This is a genomic window from Bartonella sp. AP1QHHD (assembly GCF_042196265.1).
Lineage (GTDB): Bacteria > Pseudomonadota > Alphaproteobacteria > Rhizobiales > Rhizobiaceae > Bartonella.
Map to the genome: position 1 here is coordinate 45,685 of NZ_JBHIPW010000050.1, position 21,009 is coordinate 66,693.

At 39.6% G+C, this 21,009-nt stretch carries 19 protein-coding genes, 1 other RNA gene and 1 pseudogene; 12 read left to right on the top strand and 9 right to left on the bottom strand.

Going from position 1 to position 21,009, the window contains the following annotated elements; genetic code table 11:
• The first annotated feature begins 99 nt into the window (after positions 1-99).
• On the top strand, positions 100-471 hold the full coding sequence (locus ACFIME_RS04725) for a helix-turn-helix domain-containing protein (RefSeq protein ID WP_375680852.1): 372 nt from the start codon (positions 100-102) through the stop codon (positions 469-471).
• A 427-nt stretch (positions 472-898) separates the two neighbouring features.
• Here ACFIME_RS04725 and ACFIME_RS04730 read toward each other — a convergent pair whose 3' ends face one another.
• The 4 genes from ACFIME_RS04730 to infA all read right to left on the bottom strand — a co-directional run bounded on the left by ACFIME_RS04730 (position 899) and on the right by infA (position 4,066).
• Positions 899-2,107, bottom strand: coding sequence for an MFS transporter (locus ACFIME_RS04730; protein WP_375684599.1), 1,209 nt, complete (start codon positions 2,105-2,107; stop codon positions 899-901).
• A gap of 478 nt (positions 2,108-2,585) precedes the next feature.
• Positions 2,586-2,870, bottom strand: a complete 285-nt coding sequence (yacG, locus tag ACFIME_RS04735; protein ID WP_375611670.1) for a DNA gyrase inhibitor YacG — start codon at positions 2,868-2,870, stop codon at positions 2,586-2,588.
• A gap of 21 nt (positions 2,871-2,891) precedes the next feature.
• Positions 2,892-3,605 (bottom strand): Maf family nucleotide pyrophosphatase, encoded by a 714-nt coding sequence (locus ACFIME_RS04740; RefSeq protein WP_375611669.1) that lies wholly within the window; start codon positions 3,603-3,605, stop codon positions 2,892-2,894.
• Between the two features lie 242 nt (positions 3,606-3,847).
• Positions 3,848-4,066, bottom strand: coding sequence for a translation initiation factor IF-1 (gene infA / locus ACFIME_RS04745; RefSeq protein ID WP_004857577.1), 219 nt, complete (start codon positions 4,064-4,066; stop codon positions 3,848-3,850).
• Positions 4,067-5,858: 1,792 nt separating this feature from the next.
• Between infA and ACFIME_RS04750 the strand changes: the two genes are divergently transcribed.
• From ACFIME_RS04750 to ACFIME_RS04760, 3 genes are all read left to right on the top strand, one after another.
• Positions 5,859-6,224 carry a helix-turn-helix domain-containing protein gene (locus ACFIME_RS04750; protein ID WP_375662276.1) on the top strand — a complete coding sequence of 122 codons (366 nt, stop codon included), beginning with the start codon at positions 5,859-5,861 and terminating at the stop codon, positions 6,222-6,224.
• 365 nt (positions 6,225-6,589) lie between these two features.
• Entirely contained in the window at positions 6,590-6,955 is a 366-nt protein-coding gene (locus ACFIME_RS04755; protein WP_375633325.1) for a helix-turn-helix domain-containing protein, read from the top strand.
• Between the two features lie 738 nt (positions 6,956-7,693).
• Positions 7,694-8,065 carry a helix-turn-helix domain-containing protein gene (locus tag ACFIME_RS04760; RefSeq protein ID WP_375684575.1) on the top strand — a complete coding sequence of 124 codons (372 nt, stop codon included), beginning with the start codon at positions 7,694-7,696 and terminating at the stop codon, positions 8,063-8,065.
• A gap of 1,987 nt (positions 8,066-10,052) precedes the next feature.
• Here the strand turns inward: ACFIME_RS04760 and ACFIME_RS04765 are convergent.
• Together ACFIME_RS04765 and ACFIME_RS04770 are read right to left on the bottom strand one after the other, a co-directional pair.
• Positions 10,053-10,634 carry a disulfide bond formation protein B gene (locus ACFIME_RS04765; RefSeq protein WP_375662270.1) on the bottom strand — a complete coding sequence of 194 codons (582 nt, stop codon included), beginning with the start codon at positions 10,632-10,634 and terminating at the stop codon, positions 10,053-10,055.
• 10 nt (positions 10,635-10,644) lie between these two features.
• Positions 10,645-10,797 (bottom strand): DUF5993 family protein, encoded by a 153-nt coding sequence (locus ACFIME_RS04770; protein ID WP_273790835.1) that lies wholly within the window; start codon positions 10,795-10,797, stop codon positions 10,645-10,647.
• 821 nt (positions 10,798-11,618) lie between these two features.
• Here ACFIME_RS04770 and purE point away from each other — a divergent pair.
• Together purE and ACFIME_RS04780 are read left to right on the top strand one after the other, a co-directional pair.
• Positions 11,619-12,116 (top strand): 5-(carboxyamino)imidazole ribonucleotide mutase, encoded by a 498-nt coding sequence (purE, locus tag ACFIME_RS04775; protein WP_375610656.1) that lies wholly within the window; start codon positions 11,619-11,621, stop codon positions 12,114-12,116.
• 1 nt (position 12,117) lies between these two features.
• Complete coding sequence (locus ACFIME_RS04780; protein ID WP_375684576.1) at positions 12,118-13,278, top strand: 5-(carboxyamino)imidazole ribonucleotide synthase; 1,161 nt, start codon at positions 12,118-12,120, stop codon at positions 13,276-13,278.
• A 195-nt stretch (positions 13,279-13,473) separates the two neighbouring features.
• Here ACFIME_RS04780 and ACFIME_RS04785 read toward each other — a convergent pair whose 3' ends face one another.
• Both ACFIME_RS04785 and ACFIME_RS04790 read right to left on the bottom strand, forming a co-directional pair.
• Complete coding sequence (locus ACFIME_RS04785; protein ID WP_375627706.1) at positions 13,474-13,599, bottom strand: hypothetical protein; 126 nt, start codon at positions 13,597-13,599, stop codon at positions 13,474-13,476.
• Positions 13,600-13,741: 142 nt separating this feature from the next.
• The gene (locus ACFIME_RS04790; protein ID WP_375662268.1) at positions 13,742-13,978 is read right to left on the bottom strand and encodes a hypothetical protein; all 237 of its coding nucleotides are present in this window, start codon (positions 13,976-13,978) and stop codon (positions 13,742-13,744) included.
• A gap of 659 nt (positions 13,979-14,637) precedes the next feature.
• Between ACFIME_RS04790 and ACFIME_RS04795 the strand changes: the two genes are divergently transcribed.
• The 6 genes from ACFIME_RS04795 (at position 14,638) to ACFIME_RS04820 (ending at position 20,218) form a co-directional block, all read left to right on the top strand.
• Entirely contained in the window at positions 14,638-15,018 is a 381-nt protein-coding gene (locus ACFIME_RS04795; RefSeq protein ID WP_375613596.1) for a hypothetical protein, read from the top strand.
• A 1,403-nt stretch (positions 15,019-16,421) separates the two neighbouring features.
• Positions 16,422-16,547: a type B 50S ribosomal protein L36 gene (ykgO, locus tag ACFIME_RS04800; protein ID WP_004863016.1), complete on the top strand. Its 126-nt coding sequence runs from the start codon at positions 16,422-16,424 to the stop codon at positions 16,545-16,547.
• Positions 16,548-16,689: 142 nt separating this feature from the next.
• Positions 16,690-17,475, top strand: a complete 786-nt coding sequence (locus tag ACFIME_RS04805; protein ID WP_375655399.1) for a tetratricopeptide repeat protein — start codon at positions 16,690-16,692, stop codon at positions 17,473-17,475.
• 811 nt (positions 17,476-18,286) lie between these two features.
• Positions 18,287-18,447: non-coding RNA, 6S RNA (gene ssrS, locus ACFIME_RS04810), on the top strand.
• 325 nt (positions 18,448-18,772) lie between these two features.
• Entirely contained in the window at positions 18,773-19,378 is a 606-nt protein-coding gene (locus ACFIME_RS04815) for a 5-formyltetrahydrofolate cyclo-ligase (RefSeq protein ID WP_375627769.1), read from the top strand.
• A gap of 18 nt (positions 19,379-19,396) precedes the next feature.
• On the top strand, positions 19,397-20,218 hold the full coding sequence (locus tag ACFIME_RS04820) for a TIGR00282 family metallophosphoesterase (protein ID WP_375634533.1): 822 nt from the start codon (positions 19,397-19,399) through the stop codon (positions 20,216-20,218).
• A 342-nt stretch (positions 20,219-20,560) separates the two neighbouring features.
• Here ACFIME_RS04820 and ACFIME_RS04825 read toward each other — a convergent pair.
• Positions 20,561-20,916 (bottom strand): annotated as a pseudogene (locus ACFIME_RS04825) (helix-turn-helix domain-containing protein).
• Positions 20,917-21,009: the final 93 nt, after the last annotated feature.

A 21,009-nucleotide genomic window follows, 5' to 3' on the forward strand; every position in this document is an offset into this window, starting at 1 on the left:
GTGCGATGAGCACTAAAAGCAAAAAGCTGAGTCAAGTCAGTGTTTTCAGACTCCCGGAATACCAATGCGAGGGCGCTCGCAACCGGAGGGGGGCTTGAAGTGCCAACTAAAAATCCATATTTTATCGACATTCTGATAGGCAAAAGAATCCGCCACAGACGCATTTCAATGAGCCTTTCGCAAAAAGAATTAGGAAGCCATTTAGGTGTCAGTTTCCAACAAATCCAAAAATACGAAAAAGGCTTCAATCGTGTAAGCGCAGGATGTTTACTCAAAATCGCTCAAAAACTGGAAGTTCCTATAAGCTTTTTTTATGCAGACATTGCCACAAAAGAAGATCTTCCCACAAAAGAAACTCTCTTACACCACGACCAATACACCTATAGCGAAAAAGAAAACACTCTTTTGAAAAATTTTAGAGACCTCCAGCCGAAAAAACAAAAAGCAATCTTGTGGTTGATTTCTGATTAGGAAAAAGAGCAACAATTAACATACCCCCCTGCCTAAAGTTTCCCATACCTGATATCACCATACCTCCAAGAATGATATTTTACGGCATATAAGATAATTCACACTATAGCTCCTCGTTTTCTGTTTCCATTATTGCTTCAAGTCAAGCTGATTAAGGATTGGCAGCTGAGTTTTTAAGTTTGACTATTAGTAGCAAAGCGGAGTTAAACAAAAATGACATTGTTACTCAAAACCATGCCCCCTATTGCGTTTACGAGACGGTAGAACAGTGTCAAGAAGGCAAAGCCCCGAAAAAAAATATGAGCGGTTAAGTAAAAATCAAAGATTAAACCTATAACGTCAAAAAAGCTGCTCTATGTTGGATTATCTCCACGTCCTCTAAATCTCAGAAAAATGATTTAAAATATTTGTTTTATTGATGAGCCAATCATTGAGATCGAACAATTAACAAAGAACGGTTCAGCAATATCCTGATAGCCAATAAACAGAATAATCCACTCAATCCAGAAAGAAGGAACAATTTTCCAGCCGAAGTGTGACCTAAAACAAACGCTCCAACAAAGGGCGCCACCAACATAGCTAAATTTTGTATAGACTGCACCCATCCGGAAGCCAATCCAATCTGTTCATTGAAATTGCTTACCAGATAAACGTTAGAAGATATGGAAAAGTAAGCGCTAACCATTCCAATAAGGAAAAAACAGAGCAACAAAGTCTCAATACGGAGTAAATCAAAGTAAAAAAAGCACACAGAGATCATGACAAAACCAATCATTGTTGACATTGCCGGCATTAACAACTCTGATATTTTGCCTGTAAGGGGTTTATGCTTTGATTGTTTCACACTCCAAAATCCATAGAGAAAATTACCGATTGCCGAAGCCGATACCAGCATCCCAAGAGCCTGTTTATTCATTTTCATTGCACTAAGAATAACCGGCAACTGATTATTCACCATAAAGATCATGGCAAAATACACAAACATCACCGCCACATAGGCATACCAAGTTGTCCCATAAAGCCTCTGCTTTGATTTTATGGTATTCGCTGTTTTTATCATGAGCGACGAGACAGGTTGTGCACCAAGACAACAAAACACCATAAAGCCTAGCAATGTCAAAAATCCAGAAAACAATAAAGTATAGGTATCTGATAAAAGTATGGACAGAGCACTCCCCAAAGCAGGTCCTATCATCTTTGCTGCGCTATTGATCATGTTAAGCACAGAATAGTAACGAGTCCGTCCGTTTTCAGGCACCGAATTTGCACTAAGAACGGAAATTGCAGGCATGGCTAAACTGTTGAATGTCGCTCGAATAACTGCCAGTATAATAAATCCTTGCAGACTCGTCGCCATCAATAAACCGACAGTACAGAGTGCCCGTAACAGCAGTGACGCCCGCAACCAATGGATCATAGAACGGTGACTTACCAACATTCCAATTGGCTTAGACAGAACGATACCAGGTAATAATGTTGCCGCTCCAATCAAAGCGACGTCATATTGATCAGCTTTCCACGTGAACACAGATACGGTCAAAATCACGATATAATCAATCCAACCGCCAAATGACACCACGCCATTACCCAGCAAAAGCACCAACAAGCGATTTTTTACTGCCCCGTCTCTTTGCACCAAAACACGCGCCCCTCTTTTTCGTTAGCAATACTGATTAGATGATCAATTTTTCCTCACACCCTAAAGGCATCAACAACTTTCACGCAACAAAGCACCAACAAGCTATTTTTTATTGCCCCATCTCTTTGCACCAAAACACGCGCCCCTCTTTTTTCGTTAGCAATACTGATTAGATGATCAATTCTTCCTCACGCCCTAAAGGCACCAACAACTTTCACGCAACAAAGCACCATCGACCTTCATGCAACAAAGCAATTTATAATTATCCATGGTAAACAAAACCTCTGGAGATAAGTCTTAGATATGTATTAAAACTTCCATCGTTGATTGAACTTAATCTGCGTCTTTGCGAATGACGATAATAAGCAAGCCGTTAATCCAGCTCTTAAATACATTTACGATAATCCCGCGCGCCTCCCCTTCAGTTCCCACACAAAAAACGCTTTAGCGTTCTTTCTCAAGAGGAATATCCCCTTTATTCTTCTTCATCACTTACTTGTGGTGGGGGTGGTAAAATATAAGAGCCTGAAAGCCAACGATTAAGATCAATAGCTCGGCACCGTGTGGAACAAAAAGGATAAGAAGATTTTTGTGACATCTGACCACAAATAGGACAAGGATGCGGAGGACGGGTCTCTTTTTGCAAATTTAGCTCTTTTTGTTCTTGGCACACCTTTGTCATTGGCTTCTTCATTAACTTTTCTTCTGTTGCTTTTTTTTCATTTTTGCTTTTCTCTTTTTGTTGCTTTTCACCTTGCATTGATCTTACATTAAAGTTTTTCTAATGCGTTTGTTCAGCCCAGTGAGTGAAAAGTGGATAGTGATAAGCGGTCAAGAGATCGGCTGTTTCAGCCAAAGGCAATCCCACAACATTAGAATAAGAACCCGTGATATGGACAACAAAAGCCCCTGCTTTTCCTTGGATAGCGTAGCCACCCGCTTTCCCTTGCCATTCTCCTGAAGCAAGGTAAGCCTTCATCATGGCAGAGGTTAAGCGTCTAAAGCGAACACGACTTTCAACCAATTTTACGGTTATTTTTCCACGTTCATTGAGCGCACAAATGGCACCATAGACCTTATGCGAACGCCCAGAAAGGTATCGTAAACATTCATAAGCCTCATCCTCGCTTTCTGGTTTGGGGAAAATGGTCCGCCCAACAGCCACCACCGTATCAGCCGCCAAGATAATCATTTTCTGTCCAGGTAATTTTTCTTGACCATTCTGCAACTCGTCTTGACCATTCTGACTGTACCAGCGCAAAATTTTTTGGGCTTTCAGTGCTTTTTCTTTTGCCAAACGTTTGGCAAGGTTTGCAGGATGTTCTTTTAATTTTGGCGTTTCATCAATATCGCTTGCATAAACCTGCTGGGGATCAATCCCTATTTGTGCCAAGAGCGCTAAACGCCTTGGCGAAGCGGAGGCAAGCACCAAATGAATTTCTTCTGTAAGAGTATCTGCCAAACGTTTTTCCCCCCACTCTCTTATATTTCTCATTTCCACCCCTTCACAATCGACTTCCCTCTCACCCCCTTAAGCACCCCCTTTTAAGCGCCCCTTTAGCCTCCCTTTTAAGCGCTATTGATCTCCTTATCCTTTTTCCGCATCGATTTTACAGTTTTTCAAGGCTCTTCAAACACTCCCCTTTTTTCACTCATGAAAAGCAAACTAAAAAACTGTTAAAAAATAATAGAAATAATATGATAGCTTTTAGAAAAAAGTGCAAGCCACCCACGAGGCTACTTATAGCGATATGTAATACGCCCTTTTGTCAAATCATAAGGTGTCATTTCCACCATGATTTTATCACCGGCCAACACCCGTATACGATTTTTCCGCATTCTACCAGCGGTATGAGCAATAATTTCATGATCATTTTCCAGTTTCACACGAAACATCGCGTTAGGTAAGAGTTCAGTAACGATACCAGAAAATTCTAAAACTTCTTCTTTTGACATAAACAAACATTTCCTTTACAGTGCACATATTTTGTTAAGCTGCGCGTTATTTCCAGCGTTCATACCCTATTTTCTTAAGTTTGTGAATAAAAATTCCACAAAAAGGGAAAGGTTTTTCAAGTTTACTCTTCCATGCTCTCAAAAAACGTCATCCCACACCTTAAGAATCAAAACTTTTTTTCCACCAATTTTACCCGCTAATTTCCTCCAATTTTTATGATGATTTTGGTTTCAGTGTGACAAGAAATTACGCTAATTTTTTCCCCTAAAGCATTTTCCCAACACCTCTGACTAATCCCTCCACAACTTACGAACAATCATCCTCCCTCCAACTTTTCCTCACCTTCCACACCTTAAACATGCGCCCTTCAGATAAACACCACTCCCCGACGCCAGAAGCCCTTCCTTTTCTCAAAAACCTTCTCCATTCTTCACACCATTCACAACATGCTTCACCGCCCCACACTTCATACTCTACGCATTTCCCATAAAGCCTTCCCCATTTTCTCTCTCTTCACACGCTTCCTCTAAGCCACTCCTTCCATTTATGTTTCTTTTCCTACCTTCGAAACACGATCCCTATACATTGCGTATCATTAACCACAACGCCTCTAACGACATAAAGCCTTTTCCTTTTTTGCACATTTCCGTTTTTACGCTTTTACATATTTACAGAATAAAGCCAAATGAAACTTCCACACCGCACCACTCTATAAACAATAGTATTAACCCAGCTTCTTGCCTAGCCAATCTCCCCCAAGCACTTCAGCCCCCCTCAAATGACACCACTTCATCAAGTACCATAAAAGCAAAGCGCTATCTCCTCACACCATCCTTCACGCATCCCTTCGCACCACCGCCTCTTACCCCCCTCTAGTCTGTTCATTCCTATTCCACCCTCACACTCTCTTCTCCCTTCAATCTCCCGCAGGCTTCATCCCAGCTTACCACTCCATTCACAAAAACTCTTTCCCCATTTATCTCACCACATTCCATGCCATGCCAAAAGCATACACAATGCACAAATCCTCCACTCCTTTTTCACGAATATACGTTTTTACGCTTTTACGTATTTACAGAATAAAGCCAAATGAAACTTCCACACCGCACCACTCTATAAACAATAGTATTACCCCAGCTTCTTGCCTAGCCAATCTCCCCCAAGCACTTCAGATCACCCACCCTCAAACGAGATTATTTCATCAAATGCGACAAAAAAATCCAGCCTAAAATACTCATCATACACTCTAAAAAACACCTTGATAAATTGATATGCCTGATATCACCCCCCTATAAGCTCCCCTTCTAATCATGATTTCGGAGCCGCGTGAGAGGGACAAAACAAGCCGTTAAGTTCTGGGGGTCAAGGATGCCGTTAGGCGCCATGTAATGGTCTCCTTGACCTTAAGAACCTAGGATTGTTAGTCCCCTCATTAAACGCGGGTCTGATCTCATGATTTTGGTGAGCGTTCCGGAGAGTTTGAGAGGCGGAAAGCCTCTCATTAAAAAATAAAGTTTATAAATAAAAACTATTTTCATTTGCCAATCTTCTGAAATTACTTTACAAATTAAAAAATGTTTTTTGATCGTCCACGCAACGATCAAGAGGGATTCAAAAACCCTAAGCTCTAGCGTAAAATGAGCCCACTTTTGTGGGTGTCCCGGAATTCCGGGAGTTTTTGCTATGTCCAGGTGCTTTAAGCACTAAAAGCAAAAAAACTGACTAGAGCTCAGTATTTTGACTCCCGGAATACTCATGCGAGGGCGCTCGCAACCGGCAGGGGAGCTTGAAGTGAAAGCTAAAAATCCACATTTTATCGACATTTTGATAGGCAAAAGAATTCGTCAAAGAAGAATTGCCGTGAGCCTTTCCCAAAAAGAATTAGGAAGCTATTTAGGTGTCAATTTCCAACAAATCCAAAAATATGAAAAAGGCTTCAATCGTGTAAGCGCAGGGTGTTTACTCAAAATCGCCCAAAAACTACAAGTTCCCATGAGCTTTTTTTATGCAGACATTGCCACAAAAGAAAATCTTTCAACACATGCCGCACACTATGAACAAGAAACATACAGCGAAAAAGAACATTCCCTTTTGAAAAATTTTAGAGAGCTCCAGCCGAAAAAACAAAAAGCAATCTTGTGGCTGATTTCTGATTAAGCAAAAGAGTAACAATTAATATTATTCCATTCTATATCCCCTTAAAAGTCAAATTCAAACCAGCACTCCATACCCCTCCAAATCACGCCATTTTATGGGATATTGATTTTTCTTGCCAATCTCCTGAAATTACCTTATAAATGAATACTGTAACTTTGGTCGTCTACGCAACGATCAATAGGGGATCAAAAACCCGAAACCTAAAACATGAATTTATCCCACTTTTGTGGGTATCCCGGAATTCCGGGAGTTTTTGCTATGTCCAGGTGCGATGAGCACTAAAAGCAAAAAGCTGATTTAGGTTCAGTATTTTTGACTCCCGGAATACCAATGCGAGGGCGCTCGCAACCGGAGGGGGGCTTGAAGTGCAAACCAAAAATCCAAATTTTATCGATATTCTGATAGGCAAAAGAATCCGTCAAAGAAGAATTGCCATGGGGCTTTCCCAAAAAGAATTAGGAAGCTATTTAGGTGTCAGTTTCCAACAAATCCAAAAATATGAAAAAGGCTTCAATCGTGTAAGCGCAGGGTGTTTACTCAAAATCGCCCAAAAACTGGAAGTTCCCATAAGCTTTTTTTATGCAGATATTGCCACAAAAGAAAATCTTTCAACACATGCCGCACACTATGATCAAGAAACATACAGCGAAAAAGAACATTCACTTTTGAAAAATTTTAGAGAGCTCCAGCCGAAAAAACAAAAAGCAATCTTGTGGTTGATTTCTGATTAAGCAAAAGAGTAACAATTAATATTATTCCATTCTATATCCCCTTAAAAGTAAAACTCAAACCAGCACTCCACACCCCTCCAAATCACGCCATTTTATGGGATATTGATTTTTCTTGCCAATCTCCTGAAATTACTTTATGAATTGGCCTGTGTTTTTTGGTCGTCTACGCAGCGGTCAATAAGGAGTTGGATTCCTTAAAACTTAACACATAAACAATTATGGCTATCCCGGAAATTCCGGGGGCTTTTGTTATGTCCAAGTGCTTTAAGCACTAAAAACAAGAGACTGTTTAAGTTCAGTGAATCCAACCTCCCGGAATACCAATGCGAGGGCGCTCGCAACCGGAGGGGGGCTTGAAATGCAAACCAAAAATCCACATTTTATCGACATTTCTGATTAAGCAAAAGACGCGATTTATAATCCATATTTCGCACTTTTTTAAAAAGTACCCAATCTTATAGTCTTTGAGATTATTTTGATTTTTCTTGCCAATCTCCTGAAATTACTTTATTGATAAGCACGTGTTTTTGATCGTCCACGCAACGATCAAATAGGGAGCTAAAAGCCCGAAAGCTTAATACATAAATTTATCCCGCATTGCGGGTATCCCGGAATTCCGGGAGATTTTGCTATGTCCAGGTGCTTTAAGCACTAAAAGCAAAAAGCTGATTAAGCTCAGTACTTTTAGACTCCCGGAATACCAATGCGAGGGCGCTCGCAACCGGAGGGGGGCTTGAAGTGCCAACTAAAAATCCAAATTTTATCGACATTCTGATAGGTAAAAGAATCCGCCACAGACGCATTTCAATGAGCCTTTCCCAAAAAGAATTAGGAAGCTATTTAGGTGTCAGTTTTCAACAAATCCAAAAATACGAAAAAGGCTTCAATCGTGTAAGCGCAGGGTGTTTACTCAAAATCTCCCAAAAACTACAAGTTCCCATGAGCTTTTTTTATGCAGACATTGCCACAAAAGAAAATCTTCCCACAAAAGACACTCTCTTACACCACAATCAAGAAACATACAGCGAAAAAGAACACACTCTTTTGAAAAATTTTAGAGAGCTCCAGCCGAAAAAACAAAAAGCAATCTTATGGTTGATTTCTGATTAAGCAAAAGCGCACACAAAGCATAAATCCTCCGCATCATTTTACGGATATACGTTTTTATTTTACGGATCAACGTTTTGATGCTTCTCCACATTTACAGAAAGCAGCCAAACGAAACTTTCAAATTCCCCCCGCACCACTTTGTAAACATAGGTTTGTCAACAATACAGCTTCTTACTCTACAATTCCCCTGCTGATTTCAGATCACGACACCACAAAGGATAATGTTGCATCAAACGCGACAGATACGTCCTATTTTAAAATATTCTTGCCCCTTCACCACCCTAAAGTAAGATCACGCAAAGCACCGGTCAATCCCACTTCAAAAACAACTTTCCCCACACCCTCTCTCCTCTCTCGTCAACACACCCGCCTCTTCATCCAAGCTTCCCCCCCTTCATAAAACTCTTCATCCCCACACCCTCTTTCCTCTCTCGTCAACACACCCACCTCTTCATCCAAACTTCTCCTCCCCTTCATAAAACTCTTCATCCCCACCCCCCCAATCTTCTCTCCACATTCCATGCCATGATAAAATCATACACCACGCATAAAGTCCCAGCTTCCTTTTTTACAAATTTCCGTTTTTACGCTTTTGCATATTTACAGAAAGCAGAAAATCTGTAAAAAATGCATTATACAATAACGTTTTCAACAACTGTCATCAAAATCTCGCCTCCCTTTTCATCTAAATCCCCCTATTTTCACTTAAATCATAGATATAAACCGCCCTATTATTGTATTGAGCAGCATAAAATTTTTCGACAAATTCTAGCGATCAAAAGGGTGCATAAGAAGCATTTTACGACTTTTAAAAGAATTTTTATTTACATCCAGTGCTTTTTTGTAACGTAGAAGAGTACATTTAATTAATTGACTATAAGAAAGTTTGAAATAAGAGAAGCTTTTCGTTTTTCTCGTTCAACATCCACAACGATAACTCATTATTATAAATCAATTTTTTTCGTAATACAAAACACACCAAAAGGAATAGACTTGTGTTGCATATTCACGCGCTTGTTTTAAAGAAAGATCTCTCAACGCTCGTCACACCCATTTTGCAAAACGCCGCCCGTAAAGGAATGGTAAAGCCCCCATGAAGTGTATAAAATCCATTCAGCCCCCTTATCTTTACGCTTATAGAGAAACAAGTTTACGCTTATGGAAGAACAAAGCCGGCATCATCACAAAACTCTGCCAGCTCCCAATGTTGCAGACAGCCTTCAGTTCAAGAGATAATTCATTAAAGGCATGCCTTTCTTGCACAGTTTTGACCCACATGCACGACCCACCACTTATGATGTACAAGCAAGTAATTTTAATTGATTTAATATGAGAGAACTGGTGATGAGAAATTTTATTATATTCAGCAACGCGCTTCACGTTAAAAAATGGTTATTTATTATTATAAATCAATATATTAATAAAGAAGAGAGTCATCATCAAGACGCTTACCTTTTTCTAAAAAAAGGCTTCACACTGAAAGAAAACATCTAAAACTTAGATAAAAAAAAGGTTTGCCTCTAATAAACAAACCTCTGCAGAAAATTATTCACATAACTTTCAAAATTTTAAATTAATCCCTCTAGAAGCAATAAAAAGCTTTAGAAGCACCAAAATGAATACAAAGGTCAATTTAACACAATGTTAAGAAAAATCAAGAACAAAAAATTTTTATCGTTAATGCACCTTTAAAAAACGAGGCTTTTTAACCTACGCGGCTCAAAAGTCCGGGGCTTCTCTACAAACGCCTCCAAGCCAATCAATCCCTTCATCTCTCTCAAAAGACAGCATAAAAGGTTCACAGTACAAGTCTTCGCTAAAAAAAATATCAATCGCCAGCGCTCATAAAAGCCAGCGTTGGTATAAAAGATCAGATTATCGAACAATCTTGCTGAAATGTCTTCCCAATAAATAAAAAAGAAGCGGATTCTTAAATATTTCCGCTTCTTTAACAATAAAAATTATGATGAGGGATTATTAAAAAATTTCAAGACTGTGAAGGGAACCAATTTGATAACAATTCATACCTTACAGGATCATCGGCACATTGCCCACCACCACATTCCAGTATGGTAGAAATCAAATTTGCCGCAATCAAAAACACAAATAAGAAACTTGCCGCTTTACTCAAGACTGGAAAAGGAGAAAATTCTTTGAACTTGTGTGCCAATTCGCCTAAAATCATGACAAATGAGACAGCAAAGATACAAAGGACAGAAATAATGAAAGCCCAAGTATAAAAATGCAATCCAAAGAACGTTGAACCATATCCTAAATCATCGGGTGTGATATGCAAAAACACTTGCCGTGCTGCCACAGCACTGGTTACTATACAACCAAGAATAACCATACCATAATGGGTATTTTTCACCTTATGGTGAATATTGAGTAAGAACCCACAACCTGCCAGCATCAATCCAACGCGCTGCAGCAAACAAAGGGGACAAGGTAACTCAAACTTTACCAATTGATAATAAAAAGCCACCACCAAGACAATAGATAACCCAAAGAGTCCTAGCGTATTCATAAAGATGACGAAGTGAGGATTTTTTTGTTCAACATGTTCCATGGCTATTCTCTCAAAAAGATAAATTTAAAGTGGAAGTTGCGTGATGATTGAAAGTGAGAAGAATGACAACGAATAAAATTGCCCACAAAGCATAACTTATATTTTTTTTGCCACACATAGTCGTTACTGCAGTACCTAAAGCGATTAAAAATGGAAGAAACATAGCTTTTAAATCTCCTTTACATCCGTTGTTTAACTCTTATTTATTTCAGCGTTTACCATATTACAAAATTGGGCAAAAAAGAGACCATGGATTTATTATTCACAATTCGTCACTCGCGATTGATATTGCCATTATATTTAAGTGAAAAAACGATATAATCGCTCAGAAGCACATCTCAACAAAAGCGTTAAAAGCACAAAAGCGTTGATTATTCGCTTCCCCTTATATCAGCCATTGTTAAAGATATATCGACAATTATAAAGATTATATCCCCTATAAAGATTATATCCCCCCACTCACAAAAGAATTACTTGAACAACAAAATAAATAGGCTTTGAAATCGAGAGATATACATCTCTTTTTTTCTCAAAAGAATATCCTCACTTTGCAACGCATTTTCGCCATAAAAATCTCTTTTTCTCATAAGCAATGTTTCAAATTGCAACAGATTTTATATCATATGGTGATCTTGTTTATTTTAGCAAATAAAAAATAAGACATTTTTTAAAAAAAACTTATAATCAATGGCTTTTCCCCAATACATTTTTCCCTCTTATCTTAAATAAAAGACAATGCCGCAAGCTCAACAGCCTCATGGGTCCCACGCCACCCCGTGACATTGCCCTCCCCCCTCACAAGAAGTGCTTCATGCCTTCAATACTTTAGTTTTTCATCTCTCGAGATCCCCTTTAAATTTTTAGCTTTCCACCTTATTTGAAAAATAACTGTTTCTCTGTCATCAATTGGCTTTGCAAAAAGAATATAAAACTTTAAAAAAATAATGATAAAGAATCGCATTGAACCTTTGAAAAGGATAGAGAATGATGAAAAAATCATGTGATGTGGCGATTTTAATGGGGAGCCAATCGGATTGGCAAACGATGTGCCATAGTGCAGATATTTTGACGAATCTTGGTATTTCTCATAGTTCGCATATTGTCTCAGCACACCGAACTCCTGAACGCCTTTATCAATTTGCAAAAGAAGCAAAAGAAGCAGGGTTTAAAGTTTTAATTGCCGGTGCGGGGGGTGCAGCGCATCTTCCAGGTATGTTAGCAGCCCTTACTCCTCTTCCTGTTTTTGGCGTTCCAGTGCATTCTCACTCTCTTTCTGGTCAAGATTCTTTGCTTTCAATCGTGCAAATGCCAGCAGGGATACCCGTCGGCACATTAGCAATTGGCAAAGCAGGCGCAATTAATGCAGCACTTTTAGCCGCAGCCGTTATGGCCGTTTATGACCATGATCTCGCCCAACGATTAGAAGATTGGCGTCAACAACAAACAGCCAATGTCGCCCAAACGCCTGTAACGGAGGTTTAAAATGGCACCGTTTTTCAACACCTCCTCAGCCAACGCCACCCCCTCCAACACCACCTCGTCCAACACCACTCCCTTCACCATGTTACCTCCAGGCAGCGTCATTGGTTTAATCGGGGGCGGACAATTAGCAAGAATGCTCGCCATAGCGGCTGCAGAATTAGGATTTCGAACCGTTATTTTTTGCCCTGAAGCCGATTGCCCAGCCGCTCAAACAGCAAACAACCATATTGTTTCCTCCTATGACGATATATCAGCTTTAGATCATTTTATTTCTCAGTGTGATGTTGTCAGCTATGAATTTGAAAATCTTTCGCTTCAAACGGTTCAATATGTAGAAAAGAGTAAGCCTGTTTATCCTTCTTCCAAAGCATTAGAGATCACGCAAGATCGACTTTTTGAGAAGCAATTTTTGCGTGATCAAGGGATTGGCACCGCGTTATGGCACGCTGTTGACAATTCTTCTTCTATTCTTTCCGCTCTTGATACCTTAGGCGGACGTGGTCTTTTAAAGACGCGTCGTTTTGGTTATGACGGAAAAAACCAGATCAAGCTTGATCACCCAGATGAACAAACCCTTGACGAAGCCTTAAGGACTTTTCAAGAACAGCCTTGTATTTTGGAAGAAATAGTTCCTTTTTTATCGGAAATTTCGGTTCTCTCGGCCCGCACAAAACAAGGAGAACATATTTTTTATGATTGCCCTGAAAACCAACATAAAAACGGAATTCTTCATAAATCCTTTGTTCCATCACATATTCCACTTGACGTGCAAAAAGCAGCTCAAGAAATCAGTGTAACAGTCATGGATGCCCTCGATTATGTTGGTGTTCTTTGTATTGAACTTTTTGTCTTAACGAATGGTCATCTTTTAGTGAATGAATTAGCACCGCGTGTCCATAATTCTGGTCATTGGACACAAAAGGCATGCATAACTTCACAATTTGAACAGCATATCCGTGCTATTTGCGGACTTCCCTTAGGCAGTCCCTATCGCCATAGCGATTGCCAAATGACCAATCTTCTTGGTAACAATTTTAGCACGTTAAAATATTTTCTGAAGCAAGAGCGCACCTCGATCCATTTATATGGCAAAAGCACTGTTCACCCCAACCGCAAAATGGGGCACATCATCCAATTACTGGGACCAGCCAACAAATCTTAAGCCCACATATATATAAATACTTTTTCACACTTTTCCCCCCAATGAACTGAAAAAACAACTTCTCCCCTACACCGATATCCAGCGGCTCAAAGCGCCCCTAACCTTTTAATTCGCCCCTAGCAGGGCTTCACGCCCTCCTACAAGCCCCCTGCTCTTTTAAAAACATCACCTCTTCCCCCTCCAAACCGCTTCATCCTACACGAACATCTCATCCGCCCTCAAAAACAACCTCTCCCCCACACACCGATATCCAAGCAGTACAACAAGCGCTCCCAACCCTTCAACTCCACCCCCTAGCTCTTCTCCCCTTCCTTTTCTCAAAAATATCCCCCCACGGCTAAAAACAATCCACCAGCCCTCAACTTCCCCTCAACGGATACCTCCCACAGCATAAATATTCCCCCATAACATACGCAGCCCCTTCATTTTTCTTTTAATGCCAATCTTTAAGAAATAGACTTATCTATTGCACCCCATAGATACCAATCCCCATGATTGCGCTTTTATTGTCTCTAGCTTCTCTTCTTATGTTCATTTTTTCACAAAAGCATCGTTTTGTTTTCCATAAAATCGCTGCAAAGAGGTAAAACGTATTACTCTCCCCAAACAACTCTCGAGAATTCGGCCCAATATCAGCCAGACGATAGCCCCCTCCAGCATAGCAACTTTCTTCTTTTTCTCCTCTCTCTTTTTCCTTCAACGGATAGAAGATTTTCTCCTTTCGTTAATTCCCCCAACACATTCCTCGAAAAGGTTTCCTGAACTTCTCCCCAAAGGCTTAAGTTTCTTCTTTTCAGATCAATTTTTCTTCTCTCACGCCCCCTCTCTTTTCAGCGCATCCATTTTCCTACCTTTTAATCCTGTTAAAACAATGAATTATAAGGTGCATCACCACCGTATAATGCGCATTGGTTTTATGGCATCTTTTTATTGCATCTCGCACAATTCTTTATGAACTCCCCTTATCGTAAACGCACTTTGTTTACGCATATTCTTAACCACCCATAAGAGATTGTCTGTAACTCTCTAATCCTGCTCAGCAATGACATTCGTCACCCCCAACAGACCAGCGCTTCATGAAGTTCCCACAATTTTTCTCAATCCAAGCTTCTTTCAAGAGCACCTAATAATTTATAAATATAAATGTTTATTTTATTATCCTGATAAAGCTAAACTATACTTTTTAATACTATTATTTTAACACTATCATTGCCTTTAAAACGCTCATTATGCGAAAAAATACTTCACTTCTAACAATAATAAAATAATTTCGCTTGTATCTTATCTTAATATGTGATTAACGTTCAGCACAAACTTAGATCTTTTTATAGCAAAAATACCATACAAAAGGGGAAAATAATGGAGGGGATCTCTTCAAACAAACTCAAAGATGAAAACAATGAAAATAAGGAAGCAACTTTAAATGAGGCACAGTCTGTTCCTCCTCAAAAACGTAAAGGGGGTCCATTTAGACATATGTTGTTCCTCTTTCTTTTAACCTTTCGTAAACCCATTGTTTTCGTAACGAAAATCCTAGCGATAGGCTTTTTATTAATGGCAGGAATTCTTTGTCTAACATACCTCGCAGTAGGAAGAGAGTCATTACCCCTATCGATCGGGATACCAATGATCATTACGTCAGCTCTCTTTGGCATTTGCAACATGTATATAAATTGGTATTATGACATGCTTTTATTACGTTTATCGCCAGACAATGTGAACCTTTCACTCTTTCAATAAACATCATCATAGACCACCCTTGGGAAGGTCAAATTTTTCTACAGCATGGATATTAAAAGGAATTCAAACTATCCACATTCAAGAGCCAAAGTATATTCTCACTATACTGGTTCCCTCACCGGATAATTTGAATTCCCCCTCCGTTTGACAATATCCAGCACTCCACCCACGTAGAAATAATTGGGTTGCAAAGAATCATAAACTATTGCCTTAAAAGAGAAATTTATGCATAATCTTTCACTCTAACCGCACAGATTTAATCCCTCATTAAAAGTACCGAGCGCTCCGCTCCGTCCCTGATCTCCACATCAAAGATATAATTACAGGATATGATTACAGCACTAAGCTTATCCATTCCCAAACCAAATATCCTCTCACCCCTCACGTAAAATAAAAAGCCTCAAACAGAAGACACTTGTGTTGCCAATTTACGCACTTGTTTTACCACGCGCTTATTTTAAAGAAACATTTGGCCAATGCACATTGCCCCACCACTTCACAACAGCAGCCCCTGTCATAGAGCATAAAAACTCTCGATAATAGCTTAAACATTCATAGTGCACCACCCCTCTTTAAACTTATGAAGCGTAAACACCAACCTCATCATACCGCTTTGCCAGTCTCCAATGTTACAACACTCTTAGCATTTGAAAGCATTCATAAAAGACCGTTTTATTCCTTATCTTCAAGTATCTTTACCATAGATCAATCCCGCTTGTGATATGCAAGCAGCGAATGCTATGCTTAAAGATACACAGATTTGCAATGAGAAAACCTTAAGACTATGCGAAACTCTTATTTTACTATGTTTTCTCTGAACAATAGAAATTTATCCTTATCAATTCATCATCTTCGTCATCATCATGCGGTTTATTTTTTAGGTTTTAAGAATAAGCCTTAAGAATATCCTCACACACGAACAAAAAACACCTCATGTTATAAATTTTACATGAGCCTTACTAAACGATGATATTTTACGAAAAAACAGGATTATTTTCTCACAAATAGGAAGCTTTTACTTTTTTTCACTCTTTGTGCTTTTTTGTGTCCTTCTTTTTACGAGAAAATTTTTACCTCCAAGGCAACCATTAACACACACTATAGGAATTTGTAAGAGATATACCCTTGACAAGAATAAGACTTCTTGTTAGATCTCTCCTACTTTTTTGCAATTTTCACTTATCGTTGTGCTAATGAAGTGGTTAGTGCGTACCTTAAGAGTACGCTTTTCTTTTTGTGATCACAGTGAAAAAGTGTATCGTGTGATGTTATCATGCAAGTACGATATCGCAATGCAATGCTCATTAAAGTGAGCAGTCTATTGGGGTTGTAATATTGTATTTTCGTGTTTTAATATTGTATTATAGTATTGTGTTACGTAAACTATTTAAACGGTGAATATGATGAAAATTAAAAATTCGCTTAAAGCACTAAAAGAGCGCCACCGTAACAATCGTTTGGTGCGTCGTAAGGGTCGTGTTTATATTCTTAATAAAACGAACCCACGTTTTAGAGCACGTCAGGGCTAATTTCTTTAGGGTCAATGTTTTTATGCCTACTTTGATTGTAGGCTTAAAAATTTTTTCTTGCGTTTTTTTGGTTATAAGTCCGTTGATTACAAGTCTAGTATTTGATAATATTTGGTGATTTATCTTTTGGGGGCTTGTTTTTATGGATTCTTCTATTTTTTTAAAAGCCTTTCGATTTTTTCAGCTGCGTTTTTTCTGTATTTTCCAGCGCGCGTTTTTTCTTTCTTTTGTTGGCGTTTTTTGTTTTGTTCCCTCGAGCTATGGGCAAAATCCTCCTTCTCTTCCTGAAGATCGGCCTTCTCCACAATCGCTTTTACCGTTAGATGATCTTATTCCCAATTCTCCTCCCTCCTCCTCAACGCCCTCCGATTCTGATTCTTCGGCGGTTATTCTTGAAGATCTTGACAAAGAGCAGCTTTCCCATGTTGACAGAGTTAAGCAGCGCAAAGAAGCAGAAATTTCACGTTTACTCAAAGAATTGAAATATTGTGCTGATGTTGCTAAAGCGAAAAAGATCAGTCAACAGCTTCAACATTTATGGTCCCAATCGGGGAGCGAGACGATTGATCTTTTGATGTCATGGGCTGAAAATGCACTCAACAGCGACGATTATGGACTTGCGCTTGATTATATTGATAATGCTCTTGCACTTTTACCTACTCATGCTGAAGCTTGGATAAGACGCGCTTGGATTCACATTCAACTGAACGATTTCAAACTTGCCCTGCTTGATCTCAACCATGCTCTTGAACTTGAGCCGCGCAATTATAGTGCTTTTTTTGAACTTGGCGTTGTCATGGAAGCAACGGAGCGTCCAAAACTTGCTCTTAAAGCTTATGAAACAGCATTGGATTACTATCCACAAATGCGCAGGATTCAAAAGCGCGTGCAAGCTCTATTAGACGAACAATCACCACAAGCTCTTTGAAACCATTCAAAAACGAGACGCTTTACGGCATCCTTTCAAACCTAGATAAGACACAAGCCGGCTTCACATTCCACTCAATAAACTGCCCCTGCTTATAACCACACCATCACCCCCCACACAATTCACAGTACTTTTTTTGAATTTTGACTTTTTTGTATTGAAGGCATCTTCCAAACACTGCCAATATACTCCCTACAGAATTTCTTCTCATAGCAAGCAAACGCTTCCACGCCGGAGTCCTCTTCACGCCGTTTCTTCTTTTCACACCTTCCATCATGGATAAAAAAAATTTGTAAACACGATCCTCAAAAAATACTTTTTGAAAAAAGCTTAAAACATCGCTTAGCGCCTCTGATAAACTATCATCATCTGTTTTTTATTTTTAAGCTTCAACCATAGCAGCACATACCGTATCGGCTCTCCTTCACCCCTCAAAGTTGATAAAACAGCCCTGAAATATGGATTCACAAAGCAAAAACTTCAAAGACGCAACACCAATTCAACCAACATCCTTGAATAAGAAATATTTCCCTTCAAACCTCCTCCAAGTATTCCCGCGAAACATAAAAATCAAGCATTGTCCCAAAAGAGCCAATCAAGCCATTGCCAATAAATCGTTCTGCGTCACTCAAACACCCACCCCCACTCATATTTTTTGCTTTTTTACTTTGAATAAGCCATCCATCATACAGCCATTTCGAGCAGCCACCAGCAAGGTTATAAAAACTCTCCTGAAATACTTTTTGAAAAAGAAGAGAGCGAGGTTATTTTATCTCTAGCAGAAGCTCTGAAATTGTTTTATATTAAGGAGGGTGTTCTGCGCTTCTCGACAGGAAATAACGTATTCCTGAGACCTTAATGATCTCCAAGGGAGCTGTCCCTGATCAAGCCCGTGGGCTTTTTCATATGGCGCCCACCTATTTGTATAGGTTCCCGGGATCAGCTTTTTCCATCGGCTGTTGTGGATCACCCTTTTTTACATCAAATTTTTCCAGCTAAAATTGAGAGCGTCTTTTTACATAAGACCAATGACGATACTCTTTTCAAGAAATAAAAATTACGATAGGCTTTATTTTGTAGAACAGACAGCACTTACAAATAATCCCCTCTGTGAATCTGCTTCATCCCTTCGCACGCAAGCAGCGCAAAAGCGGCTTGTTGCACCAAGATACCCCCTAAAGAGCACACACTTTTTTCATGCTTTTTTTTCATGAGCACAGCTCTTGTCCTAACAGAGATTTACAAAACGCCAACAATGGATAAAATACCAGCATCTTATAAAATAATTGACGAGACAATGACAAATAATCCCCTCTATGAATCTGCTTCATCCCTTCGCACACAGCAACGCAAAAGCGGTTTATCGCGTCGTGATGCTCTTTTAACAGAAGAGCGTGCACTCTTTTCACAGCGTGCTTGTTGCCACTTTATTGAATACCTTGAAAAGAAGGGAACCGATTTTTCACGCCTCATTTTAGCAGGCTATTGGCCCATTAAATCGGAAATTGACCCGCGTCCTTTACTGGATGCTGTAGCGTTACGCGGTGGGCATTTAGCCTTACCAGCAGTTCTTGATTCCACCACCATGATTTTCCGTGCATTTTCGCCCAGCACGATTTTAGAGCCCATGCGTTTTGGCACCTTTGGTCCGGGTGCAGACAATGGCGTTGTTGCCCCCAATAATATTATTGTTCCGCTTTCTGCGTTTGATCGTCAATGTCACCGTCTTGGCTATGGAGGAGGATACTATGACCGTGCTGTTGCAGCTCTTGAAAAACAAGGGCATCAAATGACATTATGGGGCATAGGATTTTCATGTCAGGAGGTTTCCTCTATTCCCGCAGCAGAACATGATCTACAGGTACAAGGAATTTTTACAGAAAAAGGTTTCTTAAAATGTTAAAATGTGATTAAAGTGCCTATGCGTTTTTTATTTTTAGGTGACATTGTTGGTAACACAGGCTGTAAAGCTGTTTTTGAATACCTTCCTCAACTGATTGAGAAATGGCAGCTTGATTTTGTTGTGGTAAATGGTGAAAATGCCTCTGGTGGTTTTGGTCTCACACAAGAAACGTATCAAGATCTTTTGATAACCGGTGTTGATGTTGTCACCACAGGTAATCATGCTTTTTCTCACAAAGAAGCATTGCAATATGCCCATGAGAGTGATCGTTTTTTACGCCCTGCCAATTTTTCGAAAGAAACTCCCGGAAAAGGTTCTGGTGTTTTTACGGCAAAAAATGGCGCCCGTGTTCTTGTCGCCAATCTGTTGGGCAACGTTTTTATGCCGTGTAAAGTAGAAGATCCATTTGAAACAGCGGAAAATATTCTGCTTGCCTGTTCGTTGATGGAGCAAGCCGATACGATTATTTTTGACTTTCACGCAGAAACGACAAGCGAGAAGCAATGTTTTGGCCATTTTCTTGATGGTCGTGTAAGTGTTATCGTTGGCACACATACGCATATTCCCACGGCTGACGCGCAGATCTTAGAAGGTGGGAGCGCCTATTTAACAGATGCAGGCATGTGTGGAGATTATAATTCATCTCTTGGAATGGATAAAGAAGAACCCTTACACCGTTTTCTTTATAAGACGAAGCAAGATCGTTTTGAACCGGCATGTGGTCCTGCCACCCTTTGTGGTTTAGCGGTTGAGATTTCAGATCGCACCGGTTTAGCAGAAAAGGTCTCGGCGGTACGGATTGGTCCTCATTTAAAGCCTGAAGTTCCGGATTTTTGGTAGCTTCTTTTAAGCCACCCCTTTGATAGTTTCTTTCCAAGATTTTCTTTTGAGAACTCTATTTGGCAAGACGACTTTTCCAGCCCTTCCCAAATCCCTACTAAAAACACCCCGCCCTCCAATTTACCTAATACAGCAACTTTTCTAGCACAAATAAGTCACTCTTTTAAAAAAAATAAAGGATAAAGGATAAAATTTTTCGTGATTTTTAAAACGATGAGAAGGAGGTTTTATTTGGACATTTCTGCGGGGGGGGGGGAGGAGAAATGTTAACCCCCTTCTCTAGAAAAAGCTTTATATAATAATTTATTATTTAGCAAGAGCCTCTTTAATCTTTTTTTAATTCTAACGAAAATTTAATCTTAAAATTGCTTTCTGCTTTTTAGGTTTGAGCTCTCTAAAACTTTTCAAAAGAATGTGCTCTTCTTTACTTGCGATCCCTTCATCACAGCAATACAAGACGTCTTCTTTTGTTGAGAGACCAGAATAAAAAAGGAAATGGGAACATTAAGAATGTCGGCAATCTCCTGTAAACGCCCTGCGCCTATACGATTAGAGCCTTTTTCATATTTTTGGATTTGTTGAAAAGTCACACCTAACTGACTGCCTAATTGCTTTTGCGACATTCCCAGCATTGTTCTTTTAAAGCGAATTTTTCTGCCTATCGAAATGTCGTTAAAGTGTGGATTTTTAGTTTGCACTTCAAGCTCCCCTACCGGTTGCGAGCGCCTCTTATGCGTATTCCGGGAGTCTGAAAGTACTGAGTTCAGTCAGCTTTTTTTGCTTTTAGTGCT

Coding starts and splice junctions, on each gene's coding strand:
- ACFIME_RS04780 (WP_375684576.1), top strand. CDS start 12,118: ATGGCACCGTTTTTCAACACCTCCTCAGCCAACGCCACCCCCTCCAAC.
- ACFIME_RS04770 (WP_273790835.1), bottom strand. CDS start 10,797: ATGTTTCTTCCATTTTTAATCGCTTTAGGTACTGCAGTAACGACTATG.
- yacG (WP_375611670.1), bottom strand. CDS start 2,870: ATGCAAGGTGAAAAGCAACAAAAAGAGAAAAGCAAAAATGAAAAAAAA.
- ACFIME_RS04795 (WP_375613596.1), top strand. CDS start 14,638: ATGGAGGGGATCTCTTCAAACAAACTCAAAGATGAAAACAATGAAAAT.
- ACFIME_RS04740 (WP_375611669.1), bottom strand. CDS start 3,605: ATGAGAAATATAAGAGAGTGGGGGGAAAAACGTTTGGCAGATACTCTT.
- ACFIME_RS04815 (WP_375627769.1), top strand. CDS start 18,773: ATGACAAATAATCCCCTCTATGAATCTGCTTCATCCCTTCGCACACAG.
- infA (WP_004857577.1), bottom strand. CDS start 4,066: ATGTCAAAAGAAGAAGTTTTAGAATTTTCTGGTATCGTTACTGAACTC.
- ACFIME_RS04820 (WP_375634533.1), top strand. CDS start 19,397: ATGCGTTTTTTATTTTTAGGTGACATTGTTGGTAACACAGGCTGTAAA.
- ACFIME_RS04805 (WP_375655399.1), top strand. CDS start 16,690: ATGGATTCTTCTATTTTTTTAAAAGCCTTTCGATTTTTTCAGCTGCGT.
- ykgO (WP_004863016.1), top strand. CDS start 16,422: ATGAAAATTAAAAATTCGCTTAAAGCACTAAAAGAGCGCCACCGTAAC.
- purE (WP_375610656.1), top strand. CDS start 11,619: ATGATGAAAAAATCATGTGATGTGGCGATTTTAATGGGGAGCCAATCG.
- ACFIME_RS04765 (WP_375662270.1), bottom strand. CDS start 10,634: ATGGAACATGTTGAACAAAAAAATCCTCACTTCGTCATCTTTATGAAT.